2 protein-coding genes are annotated in these 2,736 nt (G+C 67.8%); both read left to right on the top strand.

Translation table 11 applies throughout. The features are described 5' to 3' along the window. A partial coding sequence (eccCb, locus tag VFA16_RS18365) for a type VII secretion protein EccCb (protein ID WP_324969189.1) occupies positions 1-1,362 on the top strand: 1,362 nt, incomplete at its 5' end. Between the two features lie 491 nt (positions 1,363-1,853). Beyond that, a partial coding sequence (locus VFA16_RS18360; protein WP_414687757.1) for a PPE family protein occupies positions 1,854-2,736 on the top strand: 883 nt, incomplete at its 3' end.

Raw genomic sequence — 2,736 nt, 5'->3', positions numbered from 1 at the left:
CGCACGGTGGCCGAGGTGCTGGGCCTGGTGCGGGAACGCAAACGCAGCTTCCTCGAATACGACGTGCCCTCGATGGAGGTGTTCCGGCGGCGCAAGTTCGGCGGCGAACCCGGCAGCGTGCCCGACGACGGGTTCGGCGATGTCTACCTGGTGATCGACAACTACCGGGCGCTGGCCGAAGAGAACGAGGTGCTCATCGAGCAGGTGAACCTGATCATCAACCAGGGCCCGTCGTTCGGGGTGCACGTGGTGGTCACCGCCGACCGCGAATCGGACCTGCGGCCCGCGGTGCGCAGCGGCTTCGGCTCTCGGGTCGAGTTGCGCCTGGCCGCGGTCGAGGATGCCAAGCTGGTGCGCTCCCGCTTCGCCAAAGACGTTCCGCCCAAACCTGGTCGCGGCATGGTCGCGGTCAACTATGTGCGGCTCGACAGCGATCCGCAGGCGGGGCTGCACACCTTGGTGGCGCGTCCGGCGCTGGGTACCACGCCAGGGGCAGTGTTCGAGTCCGACAGCGTGGCGGCCGCGGTCCGGCAACTGGCCGTCGGCGAGGCGCCTCCGGTACGCAGGTTGCCGGCCCGGTTCGGGCTGGAGCAGGTGCGGGCGTTGGCCGCTGCCGACCGGCGCCAGGGCGTCGGCGCAGGCGGAATTGCCTGGGCCATCTCCGAATTGGATCTGCAGCCGGTGTATCTGAACTTCGCCGACAATGCGCATCTGATGGTGACGGGCCGACGCGAGTGCGGGCGGACCACGACGCTGGCCACCATCATGGCCGAGATCGGCCGAATCTACGCACCGGGGGCGAGCACCGCTCCGCCGACGTCGCGTCCCTCAGCGCAGGTGTGGCTGGTCGACCCGCGTCGTCAGCTGCTGACCGTGCTGGGCTCGGACTACGTGGAGAGGTTCGCCTACAACCTCGACGGTGTTGCGGTGATGATGGACGAGCTGGCGGCCACGCTGGCCCGCCGGGAGCCGCCGCCGGGGCTTTCGGCCGAAGAGTTGTTGTCGCGGTCGTGGTGGAGCGGACCGGAGATCTTCCTGATCATCGACGACATCCAGCAGCTGCCGCCCGGCTACGACTCCCCGCTACACAAGGCCGCCCCCTGGGTGACCCGCGCCGCCGACGTCGGGTTGCATGTGTTCGTCACCCGCACCTTCGGTGGCTGGTCCTCGGCGGGCAGCGACCCCATGCTGCGGGCGTTGCACCAGGCCAACGCGCCGCTGCTGGTGATGGACGCCGACCCCGACGAGGGTTTCATCCGCGGCAAGATGAAGGGTGGCCCGCTGCCCCGCGGTCGCGGGCTGCTGATGGCCGAAGACACCGGCGTGTTCGTTCAGGTGGCGGCCACCGACTTACGCCGCTGATCGCGTGTAGCGGCTGCCACGACCGGCGTAGGAGCCGTGCGGCCGTTGCATTTTCGCTTCGCATGGGGGCAAGCCCTTGTGGCACAAGCGGTTTCAGGCGCTTCACGGTCGCAGCGGATAACCACCGCTGGAGTCGTGCCGCGATAGCTACTCGCCGGCCCAAATGACGCCGAGAACTGCCGAAAACCCAACGGCGGATGAACAGTAGCCGTCCGGGAGTGAACAGTAGTTGTCATGGAATGAATAGTTTGCGTCGGAGGCGGCGCTGCCCGGTGTGGCGATCTAGTGTCACCAACGAGCGACTGTTCACTGAGGAGCCAGCGGTTACTCAATGGTGAGGCCTATCGAGGAAGAAAGCGCATTTCGTCTGTGACTACACACCCGGAAATGCTGCTAGCAGCGGCGACCGTCTTGGCACTGCGACGGCGGTGAGCTGGGGGCCCGTTGTGCTCGATTTTGGGGTTTTGCCGCCGGAGATCAATTCAGGGCGGATGTATGCGGGTCCGGGGCCGGGGTCGATGCTGGCTGCGTCGGCGGCTTGGGATGGGCTGGCCGCGGAGTTGAGGTCGGCGGCTGCGTCGTATGGGACGGTGGTTTCGGGGCTGACGGGTGGCCCCTGGCTGGGTTCCGCAGCGACGTCGATGGCGGCTTCGGCCGCCCCGTATGTGGCCTGGTTGGATAGCACCGCGGCGCTGGCTGAGGAGGCCGCCAGCCAGTTGAAGGCGGCGGTGTCGGCTTATGAGGCGGCGTTTGCGGCGACGGTGCCTCCGCCGCTGATCGCGGCCAATCGGATGCAGTTGCAGGCGTTGGTGGCGACCAATTTTTTCGGGCAGAACAGCCCGGCGATTGCGGCGACCGAGGCGCACTACGGCGAGATGTGGGCTCAGGATGCTGCCGCAATGTATGGGTATGCCGGTGCGTCGGCAACCGCGACGAAAGTGACGTCGTTCACTGCGCCGGCCCACACCACCAATCCGACAGGGCTGGCGGGTCAGGCCGCGGCGGTCGCGAAGGCCGCGGCCACGCCGGCCGGCACCGCCGCGCAGACCACCGCGCCGGCCACCCCCCATCTTGGCTCCCTGGCCACGGTTCCTGAAGCGCTGCAGCAACTTTCGTCGTCGCCGGTGTCGTCTGCGTCGACCGCCTCATCGACGTCGCCGCCGTCGTGGACGCAGTTCCTGACCTCTATCACGACTGCCGACAGGACGGCGCTGGTTCGTTTGGCGGGACTGTCTTATTTCGCGATGGGGATGCAGCAGTTTTCTGTCTCGATCGCGAATCAGTTGGTGCCGGGCACTGCGGGTGGCGCCGGAACCATCGGGTCGGCGCCTCTGCCCGGGGCCGGTCTGCCCAGCCTCGGCGGCTTGTCCGGGT

The organism is Mycobacterium sp. (genome assembly GCF_035653355.1).
Taxonomy (GTDB): domain Bacteria; phylum Actinomycetota; class Actinomycetes; order Mycobacteriales; family Mycobacteriaceae; genus Mycobacterium.
This window is presented reverse-complemented; position numbering and strand designations above follow the sequence as displayed.